Annotated in this window: 17 protein-coding genes; 11 read left to right on the forward strand and 6 right to left on the reverse strand. The window is 73.5% G+C overall.

What is annotated here, in order from left to right; genetic code table 11:
- Window positions 1–131: 131 nt before the first annotated feature.
- From JOD64_RS33410 to JOD64_RS04585, 5 genes are all read left to right on the forward strand, one after another.
- Window positions 132–1,367: a sensor histidine kinase gene (locus JOD64_RS33410; protein ID WP_204941056.1), complete on the forward strand. Its 1,236-nt coding sequence runs from the start codon at window positions 132–134 to the stop codon at window positions 1,365–1,367.
- A complete protein-coding gene (locus JOD64_RS04570; RefSeq protein WP_204941057.1) occupies window positions 1,364–2,026 on the forward strand; it encodes a response regulator in 663 nt (220 codons plus the stop codon). The genes JOD64_RS33410 and JOD64_RS04570 overlap by 4 nt, the downstream gene beginning before the upstream one ends.
- Before the next feature lie 99 nt (window positions 2,027–2,125).
- Entirely contained in the window at window positions 2,126–3,031 is a 906-nt protein-coding gene (locus tag JOD64_RS04575; protein WP_204941058.1) for an alpha/beta hydrolase, read from the forward strand.
- Window positions 3,028–4,272, forward strand: coding sequence for an acyltransferase family protein (locus tag JOD64_RS04580; protein WP_204941059.1), 1,245 nt, complete (start codon window positions 3,028–3,030; stop codon window positions 4,270–4,272). Before JOD64_RS04575 ends, JOD64_RS04580 begins: the two co-directional genes overlap by 4 nt.
- A 63-nt stretch (window positions 4,273–4,335) precedes the next feature.
- Window positions 4,336–4,551, forward strand: coding sequence for a hypothetical protein (locus JOD64_RS04585; protein ID WP_204946370.1), 216 nt, complete (start codon window positions 4,336–4,338; stop codon window positions 4,549–4,551).
- Here the strand turns inward: JOD64_RS04585 and JOD64_RS04590 are convergent.
- Complete coding sequence (locus tag JOD64_RS04590) at window positions 4,545–5,735, reverse strand: MFS transporter (RefSeq protein ID WP_204941060.1); 1,191 nt, start codon at window positions 5,733–5,735, stop codon at window positions 4,545–4,547. The two genes, JOD64_RS04585 and JOD64_RS04590, sit on opposite strands and share 7 nt — an antisense overlap.
- Window positions 5,736–5,808: 73 nt before the next feature.
- Between JOD64_RS04590 and JOD64_RS04595 the strand changes: the two genes are divergently transcribed.
- On the forward strand, window positions 5,809–6,681 hold the full coding sequence (locus tag JOD64_RS04595) for a LysR family transcriptional regulator (protein ID WP_204941061.1): 873 nt from the start codon (window positions 5,809–5,811) through the stop codon (window positions 6,679–6,681).
- Window positions 6,682–6,685: 4 nt separating this feature from the next.
- Here the strand turns inward: JOD64_RS04595 and JOD64_RS04600 are convergent, their stop codons facing one another.
- The 3 genes from JOD64_RS04600 to JOD64_RS04610 are packed head-to-tail and all read right to left on the reverse strand — an operon-like array spanning window position 6,686 to window position 9,701.
- Window positions 6,686–7,636, reverse strand: coding sequence for a VWA domain-containing protein (locus tag JOD64_RS04600; RefSeq protein WP_204941062.1), 951 nt, complete (start codon window positions 7,634–7,636; stop codon window positions 6,686–6,688).
- Window positions 7,633–8,628: a DUF58 domain-containing protein gene (locus JOD64_RS04605; protein ID WP_204945893.1), complete on the reverse strand. Its 996-nt coding sequence runs from the start codon at window positions 8,626–8,628 to the stop codon at window positions 7,633–7,635. Before JOD64_RS04605 ends, JOD64_RS04600 begins: the two co-directional genes overlap by 4 nt.
- On the reverse strand, window positions 8,607–9,701 hold the full coding sequence (locus JOD64_RS04610; RefSeq protein WP_204941063.1) for an AAA family ATPase: 1,095 nt from the start codon (window positions 9,699–9,701) through the stop codon (window positions 8,607–8,609). The genes JOD64_RS04605 and JOD64_RS04610 overlap by 22 nt, the downstream gene beginning before the upstream one ends.
- Before the next feature lie 241 nt (window positions 9,702–9,942).
- Between JOD64_RS04610 and JOD64_RS04615 the strand changes: the two genes are divergently transcribed.
- Genes JOD64_RS04615 through JOD64_RS04625 form a run of 3 tightly spaced genes read left to right on the forward strand, consistent with a single transcriptional unit; the run spans window position 9,943 to window position 12,339 of the window.
- A complete protein-coding gene (locus tag JOD64_RS04615; RefSeq protein ID WP_204941064.1) occupies window positions 9,943–10,176 on the forward strand; it encodes a hypothetical protein in 234 nt (77 codons plus the stop codon).
- 17 nt (window positions 10,177–10,193) lie between these two features.
- Window positions 10,194–10,724: a PH domain-containing protein gene (locus JOD64_RS04620; RefSeq protein ID WP_204945894.1), complete on the forward strand. Its 531-nt coding sequence runs from the start codon at window positions 10,194–10,196 to the stop codon at window positions 10,722–10,724.
- A gap of 43 nt (window positions 10,725–10,767) precedes the next feature.
- The gene (locus JOD64_RS04625) at window positions 10,768–12,339 is read left to right on the forward strand and encodes a PH domain-containing protein (protein ID WP_239559410.1); all 1,572 of its coding nucleotides are present in this window, start codon (window positions 10,768–10,770) and stop codon (window positions 12,337–12,339) included.
- Window positions 12,340–12,512: 173 nt separating this feature from the next.
- On the opposite strand, the gene JOD64_RS04630 is transcribed toward JOD64_RS04625, so the two are convergent.
- Window positions 12,513–13,586, reverse strand: a complete 1,074-nt coding sequence (locus JOD64_RS04630; RefSeq protein WP_204941065.1) for a phosphatase PAP2 family protein — start codon at window positions 13,584–13,586, stop codon at window positions 12,513–12,515.
- 138 nt (window positions 13,587–13,724) lie between these two features.
- Between JOD64_RS04630 and JOD64_RS04635 the strand changes: the two genes are divergently transcribed.
- On the forward strand, window positions 13,725–14,129 hold the full coding sequence (locus tag JOD64_RS04635) for a thioesterase family protein (RefSeq protein WP_204941066.1): 405 nt from the start codon (window positions 13,725–13,727) through the stop codon (window positions 14,127–14,129).
- Window positions 14,126–14,956, forward strand: coding sequence for an MBL fold metallo-hydrolase (locus JOD64_RS04640; protein ID WP_204941067.1), 831 nt, complete (start codon window positions 14,126–14,128; stop codon window positions 14,954–14,956). Before JOD64_RS04635 ends, JOD64_RS04640 begins: the two co-directional genes overlap by 4 nt.
- A gap of 42 nt (window positions 14,957–14,998) precedes the next feature.
- Here JOD64_RS04640 and JOD64_RS04645 read toward each other — a convergent pair whose 3' ends face one another.
- The gene (locus JOD64_RS04645) at window positions 14,999–15,934 is read right to left on the reverse strand and encodes a carbohydrate kinase family protein (protein ID WP_204941068.1); all 936 of its coding nucleotides are present in this window, start codon (window positions 15,932–15,934) and stop codon (window positions 14,999–15,001) included.
- Between the last annotated feature and the right edge of the window lie 56 nt (window positions 15,935–15,990).

Below are 15,990 nucleotides of genomic sequence, written 5' to 3' on the forward strand. Positions count from 1 at the left end.
ACGAACGCGTCGGAGCCTAGGCGCTACCGGCAGGTAAGCGCTAACGGGAGTCGCGTCACACTGGGGTACGACACCGGGATCAACCCCTGGTGGCACGCCCGGTGAGGGTGCCGGCCCGTAGCCTCCCGGTGGTGAACCGGCAACCGATCGTTGTGGCCCTGCGGGCCCTGCGGCAGACCCTCCTGGGCCCGGACGCCCGGCCCGAACGGCCACTGCTGGCCCGCTGGCCCCGACTGGCCCGTTACGCCGCCCCGGCCGGGCTGCTCGCCGCGCTCGGCCTCTTCTGGATCACGCTGACCGTGGAGAGCAACTGGGGCCTGCCGCCGCCGATCGCGCTCCTGTTCGCGGCGATGACGGTGGCGCCGCTGCTGGCGCTGCCCCGGCGTCCTCTGCTGGCCTGGCGGCTGGGCTTGCTGGCCCTGCTGGTGTGCACGTTCAACGCGCCGGACGACCAGGCCTGGCCGTGGACCCCACCACTGGCGCTCGGGTCGGTCGTGGTGGCGGCGGTGGTCTTCGCGCGGGTCGATCGGCCGGTGCTGGGGTGGCTGGTGACCATCAGCACGGTGCCGGTGCTCACTCTGGTCGACGCCGAGAACCGGGCCGCCGTCCTGGCGCTGCTCGGCGCGCTGGCGATCGTCGGCGACCTGATCCGGCGCAACCGCCTGTCCCGGCGGGCGCTGGCCGCGCAGACCGAGCTGAGTGAGCGGGAGCAGGAGCGCCGGGCGGTGCTGGAGGAACGCACCCGGATCGCCCGGGAGATGCACGACGTGGTGGCGCACCACATGTCGCTGATCGCCGTGCAGGCCGAGACCGCGCCGTACCGGCTGACCGACGTGTCCGCGCCGGCAGCCGCCGAGTTCGTCGCCATCGCCGGCTCGGCCCGCGACGCGCTGACCGACATGCGACGGTTGTTGGGGGTGCTGCGCAGCGAGTCCGCCGGCCCGCAGATCGCCCCGCAGCCCGACCTGGCCGACCTGGGCGCGATGGTGGACACGGCACGCCGGGCCGGCCTGCCGGTGACCCTGGACGCCGGGCCGGCGGACGACGGGCAGGTGCCCGCGCCGGTCGGGCTGGCCGCGTACCGCATCGTGCAGGAGGGCCTGGCCAACGCGGCCCGGCACGCGGCCGGCGCCGCGGTGCGCGTCACCGTCCGCCCCGGCCGGTCGACCCTGACGGTACGCGTGCAGAACGCGCCTCCCGACGACGTGCGCGCCCCGCACAGCGAGGCCGGCGCCGGGCACGGGCTGACCGGCATGCGGGAACGGGCCACCTCGCTGGGCGGTACGTTCACCGCCGGGCAACTGCCCGACGGGGGTTACGCGGTGGCGGCCGAGCTGCCGTACGACGTGGAGGGCGGGGACCGATGATCCGGGTGCTGATCGCCGACGACCAGGCGATGGTCCGGCAGGGCTTCGGCGCGCTGCTCGCCGCCCAACCGGACCTGCTGGTGGTGGGGGACGCCGCCGACGGCGCGCAGGCCGTCGACGCCGCTCGCCACCTCGATCCGGACGTGGTGCTGATGGACGTGCGGATGCCGGTCATGGACGGGCTGGAGGCCACCCGCAAGCTGCTCGGAGACCGGTCGGCGCAGCGGCCCCGGGTGCTCATCCTCACCACCTTCGACCTGGACGACTACGTGTACGAGGCGCTGCGCGCCGGGGCCAGCGGCTTCCTGCTCAAGGACGCCCCGGCGGCCGAGCTGGTGCAGGCGGTCCGGGTGGTGGCGGCCGGGGAGGCGCTGCTCGCCCCGGCGGTCACCCGCCGGCTGATCGCCGAGTTCGCGGCCCGCCCGGACCGCCGCCGGCCGCGCCCCACCGACCTGGCCGGGCTCACTCCGCGCGAGACCGAGGTGCTGCGGTTGATCGCCCGGGGCCGCAACAACGCCGAGATCGCGGGTGACCTGGTGGTCGCCGAGCAGACCGTCAAGACGCACGTCGGGCGGATCCTGGCCAAGCTGGGGCTGCGCGACCGGGCCCAGGCCGTGGTGCTGGCGTACGAGACGGGTCTGGTGGCCGCCGGCGAGTAACCCCGTGGAGCCAGCCGGCAAACGGCTCCCTGGGACGACGACCGAGCACCGCCCACTCGCGCACTGTGCCTCCGGACACCATTCCGGAGGGAGCACAAGATGCGACGACGAGGTGCCAGCCGTCTGGCGTTGGCCGCGCTGCTCGGCGTGAACCTGGTTCTGCCGACCCGACCCGAGCCGGTCGCGGCGGCCGGGTTCGTCGAGGCGTACCCGGTCACCGAGGCGGCGATGCGCGCGGCCGGCCCCCCGTACGCGGACTGGGCCGCCGACGGGCGTCGCTTCCTGATGTTCGACCCGCGTGGCGACGGCCGGGCGGTCGAGGTGCTCGGCGACCTGGCCGGAGCGGATCGGATAGCGGTACTGGTGCCGGGGGTGGGCAGCACCCTGGCCGACTTCGACCGCGGGTTGGGCGGGGTGGCCCGCCGGGCCCCGGCGGTGCAGGCCGGGCAGCTCTACCAGGAGTTGCGGGCGACCGACCCGACGGCGGGGGTCGCGGTGCTGGCCTGGCTCGGCTACGACCCGCCCGACGGGGCGTGGACGGCTGCCGGCGGCGTCAGCGCCCGGCGGGGCGCGGCCGGGCTTGCCGTGCTGCTGCGGGAACTCGCCGAGCGGCGTCCGACGGCGACGATCACGCTGGTCGGGCACAGCTACGGGTCGCTGGTGGTGTCCCTGGCGGCGGCGGACGCCCCGGCCCAGGTCACCGACGTGGTCAGCCTCGGCGGTGTGGGCGCCGGGGTGCAGCGTGCGGCGGATCTGCCCGGCGGGCGGCGGTTCTGGGCGGCCGAGGCACCGAGCGACTGGATCCGCTGGGTGCCACCGGTGCGGCTGCCCGGCCTCGGCTTCGGCCGTCGCCCCGGCGACCCGGCGTTCGGCGCCCGCCCCCTGCCGGTGGGCGGGGTGGCCGGGCACGACAGCTATCTCACGACCGGCAGCGCCACGCTCGTGGCGTTGGCGGCGGTCGTGCTGGGCAGCGTCGACGCCGACCGGGTCGGAGACGCCCGGTGAACCGGGACCGTACCGTCGACGCGCTGCGGGCGTACGCCATTGCCGGGGTGGTGTTGGGGCACTGGCTGGTCACCGGGTTGGTGCTGACCGGCGACGGTGGGCTGCACCAGGCCAGCCCGCTGACCACGTTGCCCGGGCTGGCCCCGGTGACCTGGGTGTTGCAGACGCTCGGGTTGTTCTTCTTCACCGCCGGGTTCTCCTCGACCCGGTCGCTGGCCCGTCACCAGGGCGGTCCGGGCGGTTGGTTGGCCCGTCGGCTGCGCCGGTTGCTGCTGCCGACGGTGGCGCTGCTGGGGGTGGGCGCCGCGGTGCTGCTCGCCGCCACCGTCGCCGGGACGCCCGACGACACGCTGGCCGTCGCGCTGCGGCTCGCGGTCAGTCCCTTGTGGTTCCTGTTGCCGCTGGTGTTCCTGGTCGCGGTGACCGGTCCGCTGCGTTCCGCCGTACGCCGATGGGGGGTGGCGCGCTGCGTCGCACCGGCGGTGGCCGTGGTCGCCGCGGTCGACCTGGCCCTGCGACTCCTGCCGGCCGGGACCCACCTGCCACCGGTCACCGTCGTGGCGGCCTGGTCGGTGCCGTACCTGCTGGGTGTGGCGCACGCCGACGGGCAGTTGGTCGGGCGACGGGCGGCGGGCGCCCTCGCGGTCGGCGGGGCCGTCGTGCTGACGGCGCTGCTGGCGGTGGGCTACCCGGTGAGTGCCGTCGGAGTGCCCGGAGCCGGTGTGTCCAACCTGAACCCGCCCTCGCTGCTGGTCGTGGCGCTGGCGGTCACCCAGGTCGGGCTGGGGCTGCTCGCATCGCCGGTCCTGGAACGGCTGCTGGCCCGGCCGCTGCCGGGCCGGGCGGTGACCGAGGTGAATCGTCAGGCCGTCCGGATCTACCTGTGCCACCAGCCGGTACTGGTCGCGGTGACCGCGCTCACCGCCCGCAGCGGGCTCGCCCTACCGGGGCTGCACACCGTGCCGGACGGCCTGGGCTGGGTGCTGGCGCGCTGCTGCTGGCTGCCACTGCTCGCCGCGGTGCTGGTCACGGTCGTGCGGGTCGGCCAGCCGGCGGGTGGCCTGAGGGGGCGGCGCCAACCGGGCGGTGGAGGGGTCGCCGACCGGTCGGCCGAGTGCGTCTCGTCGGCCCCCGAGGTGTACGATCATCGACGTTCCGGCCCGCCCGACTTGCAGGAGGTGATCGCTGTGCGAGATAGCGATCCTCCCAGTCGTGGCCGGGCCGATGGTCAGCCCTGCTGAGCCACGACTCAGTCTGGTGAGCTGACCCCGCTCCGCTCCCCCACCGCTTCGGCCCCTGCCGAGGTGAGTGTGCCGCGCCGTCCGACTCCGGGCGGTCGCCGGGAGCCGCCCGGTCACGACTTCGTGTGCGCGTCCCCACCCCTGCGGTCCGCCCCCGCACGCGGACCGTCCTGCCGCCACCCGGAGCCGTCCATGAGCCGCTACGTCGCCCCGCTGGGCTTCACCCTCGCCGCCGTCTGGGTGGCCATCGTCTTCGTGCTGGCCGGCGGCGGTCACTGAACGGCCGGTACGGGAACCCGCCAGGACCCGGCGAGGAGCGCGACGCCGATCTGCGCGACGCCGGCGACGACCAGCGTTGTTCCCGTGCCGACCAGGCCGATGATCGTTCCGCCGGCGAGCAGGCCGAACGACACGGCACCGTCGTGCACCAGGCTCTCTGCGGCGAAGGCCGCTCGTCGTTCCGCACCGTCCGTGCGAATGATGATCAACCGGTTCAGCGCCGCGATACCGAGCGGCATGGCGAAGCCGCCGATCGCCGCCAGGTAGGCGATCGACGCCAGCGACGCGGTGACCAGCGGCAGAGCCGTGAAGGTCGCACCGAGGACAGCCCAACCGGCAGCGATGGTCGCCAGTGGCGGCAGTCGGGGTACGAGCACCGGCGCGAGTAGCGCGCCGACCAGGGAGCCAACGCCGTACCCGGTCATGCCGGCCGCGATGAGCAGACCCGGTCGACCGGTCTCGGCACCGAGGATCGCCAGCCCCAGCGTGAAGGCGAACCAGACGAGGCCCCCGATCCCGCCCATGATCACGGCGCGGCGTACATCAGGGTGTCGGGACAGGACGTGTCGCAGGGCAGGCGCGTCGGTCGTTGCCCCAGCCGGGGCGACGGGGGCGCGGCCCCGTACGGTCAGCAGCGCGACCGCCCCGAGGCCGACGCCGAGCGCCTCGGCCCAGAGCAGCCGGAACGGGCCGTCAAGGGTGATCGCCCAGCCGGCCAGTGGCGGCGCCAGGATCATCGTGGCGCGATGGGCGAAGTCCTGCCAGGCGAGCATCCGGGCGGCGAGTTCGGTGCCAAGTCCGTCGCAGATGTCGGCGAGCAACGCCCGCTGGGCCGGGCCGCTGAGCGCGGTGCCACAGCCGGTGATCAGGCCTGCGGCGATCAGGTGGATCGGGCCGACGGTGCCGAGCACGGCGCCGATCGGCACGACCAGCAACCCGATCACCTGGACGGCGAGCACGCCGGCAAGCGCACGGCCGGTGGTGAGCCGCTGCCGGATGCGGCGAGCCCACCAGGCCGAGGTGAGCATGGGCAACCCGACCGCCCCGCCGACCAGCCCGGTGGCCCAGGTGGAGTCGGTCTCGGCGAGCGCCACGAGGGGCAGCGCGAGGGCTGTCGTACGCTGCCCCATCCAAGTCAGGAATGTCGTGGTCAGCATGACGGCGATGTCACGTCGAGCGGTCATGGAACCAATCCTGATCTTGGACGGGACCGTGGGGTAGATCGCGGATCGGCGGAGTAGCTCATAACCTTGGCTTATGAACTCATCGCCATCGGTCGAGGACCTGCGGCTCGTCGAGGCGCTCGCTCGACACGGCTCGCTCGGAGCGGCAGGGCGGGAACTGCTGATCAGCCAGCCGGCCGCCAGCAACCGGCTGGCGGCGCTGGAACGGCGGGTCGGCGAACGGCTCTTCGATCGGGACACCACCGGGGCGCGGCCCACCCCGGCCGGCAGGGCCCTCGCGACAGAGGCCGCACACGTCCTCGCCCACCTCGAAGAGATCTTCGATCGCACCCGGGCGGCAGCGCGCACCGAAACGCTCACGATCGGCACCTTCGGCAGCTTCGCCCCATGGCTGTTTCCGGCGCTGGAGGAACTGCTGGCCGGAAGGACCGTGCACCAGGTCACCGACCATGGCGACCGCTTGATCGACTGGGTCGGCGAGGGCTCGCTGGACGCGGCCGTCGTCGCGATCGCCAACCAGATGCGGCTACCCGGTACCGTGAGCGCGCTGCCCATCGGCGTCGACCGGCTGGCCGTACTCACCCCGCCCGACGTGACGCTCCGTGCCGGACGCCGGCCGTTCGCCGGGCTCGACGTCATCGGGTACACCTACGACACGTCTGCCGCGGCGCTGCACCGGCGGCTCTCCGAGCTGGGCGCCCGACCACGTGCGGCAGCCACCGCCGAAACAGCCGTACGGATGGGCCGCCTACTGCGGTGCCCGATCGTTCTGCCCCGTGGGCTGGGCCTCGCCTACGCCGAACCGCAGGAGCGGGTCGGGGCCGTAGCGGTGGCGGGTCGACTCATGCTCCACCTGGTTACCCGCCGACCCACGCCACCCGCCCTGGCCCGCGCCGCGCTCGTCCTCCCCGCTCGCCTGCCCCTGGATCCGTTGACGACACCCTGATGCTTCACAGCATCCGCGACGACCAGAGCAGACTGAACGCGCCCGCGCAGAGCGCCAGCAGCAACGCCACCCCGGCGTACCACTGGGTCACCTCACGCGGCTCGGTGCGGAACCCGATCGAGCTGCCCATGTCCTGATAGACCTGCTTCAGCTCGCTCACCGAAGCCGCCTCGTAGAAGTAACCCTCGGTGGTCTCGGCGAGTTCGGCGAGGGCCATTCGGTCCACCGGCACCCGCTGCAACTGCCCGCCGATGTCCACCTGGCCGGTGTCGGTGCCGAAGGCGATGGTGGAGACCGGAACGTTCGCGGCCTGCGCGGCCGCCGCCGCTTCCTCCACCGCCCGACCCGAGGTCCGGAAACCGTCGGAGAGCAGCACGATCCGCGCCGGCGGAATACCCGCCGCGCCGTCGGCCGGCACCGACCGGATCGCCTCCAGGCAGGTGAACACCGCCTCGCCGGTCGCGGTCGCCTCGGCCAGCACCAGCCCGTCGATGGCGCTGGTCACCGCGTCCCGGTCCTTGCCCGGCGGCACCAGCACGTTGGCCGCCTTGGCGAACGACACGAGACCCAGGTTGTAGCTCTCCGGCAGCTCACTGACGAACTGCTTGGCCGCCTCCTGGGCCGCCTCCAGCCGGTTCGGCACCACGTCGTCGGCCTGCATCGACAACGACACGTCGATGGCGAGCATCACGGTGGCCCGCTCCAGCGGCTCCTTGGTGTCCACCGCCGGGCGGGCCAGCGCGGTGGCCAGCACCAACAGGCAGAGCAGGAACGCGGTCGCCGGAACGTGCCGACGCCAGCCCAGGCCCTTCGGCGCCACCGTACGCAGCAGGTCCACATTGGTGAACCGCATCGCGTACGCCCGGCGGTGCAACTGCCGCCAGACGTAGAACGCGGCGAGGGCGAACACCGGCAGCACAGCCAGCAGCCACCACGGTTGCAGAAAACGGATCATCGTGTCGTCCCCCGGGTACGCGCGTGCCGCTGCGCGGCAACGAATCGCACCATGTCCAGCAGCCAGTCTCGGTCGGTACGCAGACGCAGGTGGGCCGCCCCGGCGCCGCGCAGGGCGGCGGCGATCGTGGCCCGTTGGGCGGTGGCGGCGTCGGCGTAGCGCTGCCGCAGCCGTGGGTCGGCGGTCTGCACCTCGTGCAGCTCGCCGCTCTCCGGGTCGACCACCGGCAACACGCCCACGTCGGGCAGCTCCAACTCGCGCGGGTCGACCACCTCGATCGCCAGCACGTCGTGGCGGACCCGCAGCTTGCGCATCGGCCGCGCCCACTGCTCGGCCGGCGCGAGGAAGTCCGAGACCACCACGGCCACCCCGCGTCGGCGGGGTGGACGGTTGAGCATCTCGATCAGGGCGCCCAGGTCACCTCGGCCGGGCTGGATGGTGGTGCCGGCGACGGCCCGCAGCAGGCCCTGCGCCTCCTTGCGGCCGGAGCGGGCCGGCAGCCGGGTGAGCACCCCGGGCCCGGCCGGCGGTGCTCCGCCACGCCAGCGTCGGGCCGGAACGGACACGCCGCCACCGGTGCCGATCACGGCGCCGATCCGGTTACCCCCGCGCACGGTCAGGTGGGTGATGGCGGCAGCGGCGGCCACCACGACCTCCCGCTTGAGCCACTGCCCGGTGCCGAAGTCCAGGCTGGCGGAGAGATCCAACGCGAGCCAGGTCTCCAACTCCCGGTCGGCGACCGTACGCCGCACGTGTGGTGTCGTGGTCCGTGCCGTGACCGGCCAGTCCATCCGACGCACGTCGTCGCCGGGGCGGTACTCCCGGGATTCGCCCGCCTCGCTGCCCGGTCCGGGAAGCAGGCCGGCGTAGTCGCCCTGCAGCAGACCGTCGAGCTTGCGGGTGACGAGCAGTTGCAGCCGGGACAGCACGGCCTCGCTGCGATCGGGGGCGGGACGAGGGGTGGGTGAGGTCACGGCCGCTGCCCGGGCCAGCCAGCGCCCGGCGGCGGCGTGGTCGACGGGGTGGCCTGCTGGCGGGGCGCGACCGCCGGGAGCGGGATGGTCGACATCACCCGGTGCACGATGTGGTCGGCGGGCACGTCGTCGGCGAGCGCGTCGTAGCTGAGCACCAACCGGTGCCGCAGGATGTCCGGCGCGATGTCCTGCACGTCCTGCGGCAGGGCGTAGTCGCGCCCACGCAGCAGCGCCAGGGCACGGGTCGCCCGGACCAGGCCCAGGGAGGCACGCGGGCTGGCCCCGTACTGGATCAGTTGAGCGACGTCCGGCATGCCGTGCTCGGCGGGGGCGCGGGTCGCCAACACCAACCGGACCGCGTAGTCGACCAGGGCGTTGTGCACGAAGACCTGGTCCGCCTTGCGTTGCAGGGCGATCAGCTCGGGGGTGTCGAAGACCGCGGTCGGCTCGGGCGCGGTCACGCCCATCCGGTAGACGATCTCGCGTTCCTCCGCGTCGGTCGGATAGCCCACCACGATCTTCATGAGGAACCGGTCCCGTTGCGCCTCCGGCAGCGGGTAGACGCCTTCCTGCTCGATCGGGTTCTGGGTGGCCATCACCAGGAACGGGTCGGGCACCCGGTGGCTTTCGCCGCCGATGGACACCTGCCGTTCGCTCATCACCTCGAGCAGCGCGGACTGCACCTTCGCCGGAGCCCGGTTGATTTCGTCGGCGAGCAGGAAGTTGACGAAGACCGGGCCCAACTCGACGTCGAACTTCTCGCTCGACTGCCGGTAGATCCGGGTGCCCATGATGTCGGCGGGCACCAGGTCCGGGGTGAACTGCACCCGGGCGAAGGAGCCGCCGACAACCTTGGCGAGGGTTTCCACCGCCAGGGTCTTGGCGACCCCGGGCACCCCTTCGAGCAGGCAGTGACCCCGGGCGAGCAGCGCGACGAACATCCGCTCCACCATTCGGTCCTGCCCGACGATCACACGTTTGATCTCGAACAGCGCCTTCTCCAGCAGGGTGGCGTCCTCTGCGGGTGTGGTCACCGGCGAAGGTGCCGCTCCGTTCGGCGTCGGGGCGTCGGGCATGGTCGGCTGGGCCACCGGTCCTCCACAGCGTTGGTCGGTCGTCGCGGCTGATGCGGTATCAAGACTCGCACGCCTTGCTGAGTGTCGAGGTGGGGAGAAGCCGATTTTCGCCGCGCCGTCCTCAGCAGCCGAATCGCGCATCACGGGTGCACATGGACCGGCCCGCCGCGTGTACGATTCACCCCGTCGCCGGGCGGCTCCCCCCGTGGTCGCCCGGCGCTCAACCTCTCCGTCCCGCCGCCCTAGACTGGCCGGGATGAGCATCCCCTCCCCCGCCGACGACGACGCCCTGGTCTGCTCAGCCCGGGGTTGCCGGTCCGCCGCCGTCTGGGCCCTGGAGTGGAACAATCCCCGTCTGCACGACGCCGCTCGGCGCAAGACCTGGCGGGCCTGCGCCGAGCACCGGACCAGCCTCGGCGACTTCCTGGACGCTCGCGGCTTCCTGCGTGCCGTCACTCCGGTGCCGGGATCGCCTACGCTCGACACGTGAGCACCCCCGGCGCCCCACTGCCTCCCGGATCCGACGCCTCGACGGCCGCACCGGTGGCCCGGGGGCCGCTGGAGCCCTGGCCGAACACCGTCCACTGGCAGCCGATCTCCACGGACCTGATCTGGGTGGAGCTGATCCGGCTGGCGGTCCTGGTCGCCATCGGGCTGGCCGGAACGGCGGTCGGGTGGGTGTTGAGCGACCACTGGCTGTTCGGGCTCGCCCTCGCGGTCGTGCTGCTGCTCGGGGTGTGGCGGGCCATCGCGATCGTCCGCGCGGTTCGGGCCTGGGGGTACGCCGAGCGGGAGAACGACCTGCTGGTCCGGCATGGGCTGCTGGTTCGCCGGCTCTCCATCGTGCCGTATTCGCGGATGCAGTTCGTCGACGTCAGCGCCGGGCCGTTGGAGCGCGCGTTCGACCTCGCCACCGTGCAGTTGCACACGGCGGCGGCGGCGAGCGACGCCCGGGTTCCCGGGCTGCGCCCGGCGGAGGCGTCCCGGCTACGCGACCGGCTCACCGCGCTCGGCGAGGACCGGGCGGAGGGGCTGTGAACGCCCGCGCGGACGACCACCGACCGTGCCGAGGGCCAGCCCGATGAGCGACCGCCCCGCCGAGCCGAGCACCGTGCCACCCGCGAGCGCGGCACCCCACGAGCAGGCGCCACCCATCGGCGCGGCACCCCACGAGCAGGTGCCACCCATCGGCGCGGCACTCCACGAGCCCGTGCCGCCCACCGGCGCGGCACCCCACGGGCCCGTGCCGCCCACCGGCGCGGCACCCCACGAGCCCGTGCCGCCCACCGCCGCCGCGGCGCCGTGGCCGACGCCCCCGGGCGGCGGCGAGGCCGAGCCCCGGCAGCGACTGCATCCGCTCAGCCCACTACTGCACGGTGCCAAGTCCCTGTTCGTGGTGATCGTCGGTTTGTCCTGGTCGACGCTGTCCCGGGTGGGCTTCGGCTGGTTCGCGGCGATGGTGGTGGTGCTGGCGCTCGGCGCGACCATGCTGTCGGTGATCAGCTGGTACAACACCGGCTACCACGTGGTGGGCCGCGAACTACGGGTGTACGAAGGGCTGCTCTGGCGGCGTACCCGGGCCATCCCGTTGGAGCGGCTCCAGGCCGTGGAGGTGGTCCGGCCACTGCTCGCCCAGCTCACCGGCCTGGCCGAACTGCGCCTGGAAGTGGTCGGCGGGGGCAAGACCGAGGCGCCACTGGCGTACCTCGGGGTGGCCGACGCGGCCCGGCTGCGCGAGCGGCTGCTGGCATTGGCCGGGCGGGTGACGCAGCCGACCGTGCCGGGCCACGCGGTGCCCACGGTGGTCCCGGTCCCGGGGTCGGCGCCACCGGCGACCGCGCCGGGCCGACCACTGCACGTGGTACGCAACCAGAACCTGCTGATCAGCCAACTGCTCACCCCGCAGTCGTTCCTGCTCCCGTTCGGCGTGGCCTTCGTCGTGGTGCAGTTCCTCACCGCAGGGTCGTGGTCGTTCGTCGCGGTGGCGAGCACGCTGACCGCGATGGCCGGTGTGTTGCTGCAACCGGCGCGCCGGGTCCTCGACGACTGGAACTTCCGGCTGGCCCGCGACGACGGCACGCTGAGGGTGCACAACGGCCTGCTGGAGACCCGGGCGCAGACCGTGCCGTTGGCACGGGTGCAGACCGTGCGGGCCACCTGGCCGCTGCTCTGGCGGGTGAACGGCTGGCTGCGGCTGCGACTGGAGGTGGCCGGGTACTCCGTCGCGGAGGCCGACGACCGCAACCGGCCCGACCGGCTGCTACCGGTCGGCGACCTGCCCACGGCGACGATGATCGTCGCCGAGGTGCTTCCGGGGGTACGCCTCGACGCGCTCGCGCTGAGCCCGCCGCCGCGCCGGACCCGTTGGCTGCATCCGCTGGGCCGTGAGGCGTTCGGTGCGGGCCTGTTCGACCAGGTGTTCGTCACCCGGTCCGGGCGGCTCACGCGGCAGTTGGTGATCGTGCCGTACGCCCGCATTCAGAGCGTGCGGGTGGTGCAGGGGCCCCTCCAGCGCCGCCTGGGGCTGGCCTCCGTGCACGCGGACACCGCGGGCGGGTCCGGTGCCACAGCCCAGGACCGGGACCTGGCAGAGGCGTGGACCTTGGCCGCCGACCTGAACGCCCGAGCCCACACCGCCCGCCACCAAACCTGACCCCCACCCCACCTGACCCCCACCCCACCCCGCCCGCCCCGCCGCGTTGATCATGAGGTTATTGCCCCGACACGCCGGGCGAGAGGGCAATAACCTCATGATCAACGGGGTGAAGGTGGGGCAGGGCGCGGACGGGCGCGGGCGGGCGGGGACCGGTGGGGGTCGGGGGTGGGTCAGCGGTCGGCGGGTTGTGGTGGGGTCGGGTGTTCAGCGGCCGTTGGTTCGAGGGCGTCGTCGGGGGCGGTGGTCTGTTGCGGTAGTGCCCCGGCGGTCGGCTCCACCTCGGGCCTCGGGTGGCGGGCCCGCCAGGCAGCCCAGCCGCGCTCCGCCAGGCCGACGATCAGGAAGGTCAGCCCCACGTACGTCCAGCCGACCAGCACGTCGATGACGTAGTGCTCACCCGAGTAGACCAGGGTGAAGGTCATCGCCAGCGGGTACGCGAGCAGCAGTGGCCACCAGCGGCGGCGGGTCGCGGTCAGGAAGAACAGCACCACGAACAGCGCCCACGCCGTGTGCAGCGACGGCATCGCGGCGACCGGGTTGGAGGCGATCTGGCCGGCGTTGAGCACGTTGCCGGCGCCGTGCATGCCGAACGCCTTCCAACCCCGGGTCGAGATCCGGGCGACCTCGGTGAGCAGCCCGTTCTGCGCCGCCCACCAGGGCGGGGCAGCCGGGTAGATGAAGTAGGTGACCAGGCCGGCGGCACAGAGGAAGCCCCAGCGCCGCATGTACGCGGCCCAGCGGTGCCGGTCGCGCAACCAGAGCACCGCGGCGGCGGTCAGCGCCACCACGAAGTGGGAGAAGTACACCCAGCTCGCCGCGACATCCCACCAGTGCACCTGCGGGTGGTAGAGGTGCTGCTGTAACCAGACGGTGGGCACCTCACCGCCGGTGGCCCAGCCGAACATGAACCGGTCGGCGACGATCAACTCCATCGCGTGCGGCGTGGCCCCGTTGTCGGCGAAGCCGCGCGAGAGGTTGTACACCACGAACAGCAGCACCACCGGCACCCAGTCCCGGGCGAAGCGCAGGTGGCTGCGCCACGGCCGTTCGCTGTTCCAGGCGATGGTCGCCAGCCAGATCCAGACGAAGGCGTACGCCGGGTCGGTGGGCAGGCCGATGGCCAGCCACGCGGCGAGGAATGCGGCCGCCCAGACGGTCATGGCGACGACGCGCCGACGACCCCCGTCCGGGGACGCGGGCGGGTCGGTCCGGGCGGGGGGCTGGGGGTCAGTCACGACGGCCATCGTCGTCAAGGTTAACGACGGGGGCGGCATCGACCGACGGGGACCACCCGGCGAAGCCGTGCACAGGTGCGGGACGCTCGGCGCCCGGATCCTCGGGCGCGTGTTCGGCAGGCTCGGCGAGCACCTAGGCTGACGACCATGCAGGAGCAGCCCGAGCCGGCCTTCGCGCCGGGTCTGACCGCCCAGGTCGAGATGACCGTCACCGACGCGGATACCGCCCAGGCGGTCGGTTCGGGGGACGTACCGGTGCTGGGCACGCCCCGGGTCCTCGCGCTGGCCGAGGCGGCCACCGTCGCGGCGACGGCGACCGGGATGCCGCCCGGGTCGACGACCGTGGGGACGCGCGTCGAACTGGAGCACCTGGCGCCGACCGTGGTCGGCCGGACGGTCCGGGCGCAGGCCCTGCTGGCGACGGTCGACGATCGCCGGCTGTCGTTCGAGGTCACCGTCAGCGACGGTGACCAGACGGTGGCCCGGGGCCGGGTGGACCGGATCCTGGTGGACCGGCAACGCTTCGTCGAGCGCGCCGGGCGCACGTCGTGAACGCCGGCTTCGTCGAGATCGCCGACCGGGTGCACGTGCTGCGCGAGCCGCTGTTGCGGGTCAACGTCACGCTGGTCGTCGGCGACGACGAGGCGCTACTGGTGGACACGCTCTCGTCGGCCGCCCAGGCCACCGACCTGGCCGCCGCCGTCCGGGCGGTCACCGACCGTCCGTTGACGCTGGTCAACACCCACCACCACTACGACCACTGCTTCGGCAACGCCATCCTCGCCGGCGATCCGCCCCGCCCGGTGTACGCCCACGAGCTGGCCGCCGTCGCTCTGCGCACGGAGCCGGAGCGGCTGCGCCGCGAGGCGTACGAGGAAGTCCGCACCGAACACCCGACGCTCGCCGCCGAGCTGGCCGACACCCCACTGCTCGCCCCGACGCACACCGTGCAGATCGAGACGTCGCTCGACCTCGGTGGCCGGCGGGTGCTGCTGCGGCACCCGGGGCGGGGGCACACCGAAGCGGATCTGGTGGTCCATGTGCCGGACGCGGACGTGCTGGTCGCCGGGGACCTGGTGGAGCAGAGCGGCCCGCCCGCCTTCGAGGACTCGTACCCCCTGCAGTGGCCGGAGGCGGTCGCGGACCTGCTGCGGCTGACCACCGCGCGCACGGTGGTGGTGCCGGGCCACGGCGACCCGGTGGACGTCGACTTCGTCCGCGCCCAGCACGCCGAGCTGGTGCGGCTGGCCTGGCTGATCCGGGCCGCACACACCGGCAGCGCGCCGCCCGAACGGGTCGCCGCCGAGGCCCCCTTCGGTGCCCGCGCAGCCCTGATCGCCGCCAACCGCGCCTACAACCAACTAAACGGCACCCTCTAGGGCGGCAGCGCGGGACAGCGCCGGGCAGCGCGGGAGCGCGGTTCAGGCCGCGAAGCGGCGGTCGACGTCGGCGCGGGTGGGCATGGCGGTGGCGCCGCCCGGGGATTCGCAGACCAGGCCAGCTACCCGCAGGGCGAAGGCCACCCGGTCGATCCAGCCTTCCGGGCTCTCTGGTTCGCCGTCGGGCAGCAGGTCGGCGATGAGCGCGGCCATCACCGAGTCGCCGGCGCCGGTGGCGTCGATCGCGTTGACCTTGGGTGCCGGCACCAGGACCGGGTCGGCGTCGGCCGCGGCCAGCACCGCACCGGTCGCACCGAGCGTCACCACCACCGTGGCGGCCCCCAACTCGCGCAGGTACGCCGCGACCCCCTCGACCGGTTCACCCGGGTAGAGCAGCCCGGCGTCAGCGGCGCTCAGCTTGACCAGGTGTGCGCCGGCGGCGAACTCGGCCACCACCTCGCGCAACCCTTCCAACGCGGCGGGCCCGTTCAACAGTCGGGGACGCACGTTCGGGTCGAAGACCCGCAGACCGGTGGCGAGCGACCAGGCGCGTCGGGCGGCGGCCAGCGTGCCGGGTTGGAGCAGCACGATCGAGCCGCAGTAGAGCACGTCGGCGCCCTCCAGCAGCGCGAGATCCAGATCGTCGGGCCCGAGCAGGCCGTAGGAGGCCGGTTCGCCGTAGAAGCGGAAGTCGGGTTCCGGCCCGGCGTACGTGACCACCGCGAGCGTGGTCGGTGCGGGCACCGTGACCGCACCGACCACCCCGACGTCGGCCGCGGTCAGGAAGGCGCGGATCCGCCCACCCAGCACGTCGTCACCGAGCGAGCCGACGAATTGTGCCGAACCGCCGAGTCGGGCCACCCCGACGGCGACGTTGAGCGGTCCGCCGCCGATCGCCTGCCGGTAGACCCGTTCCCCGTCGCGCTCGCTGTCGAGCAGGTCGACGAGCGCCTCGCCGAGCACCACCGCGTATCCCATGCCGATCCTCTCGTCATCGCCAACCACCATCGGCCGCCGCACGCCGAGCCGATCGC

Source organism: Micromonospora luteifusca, from assembly GCF_016907275.1.
In the GTDB taxonomy this organism is placed as follows: Bacteria; Actinomycetota; Actinomycetes; order Mycobacteriales; family Micromonosporaceae; genus Micromonospora; species Micromonospora luteifusca.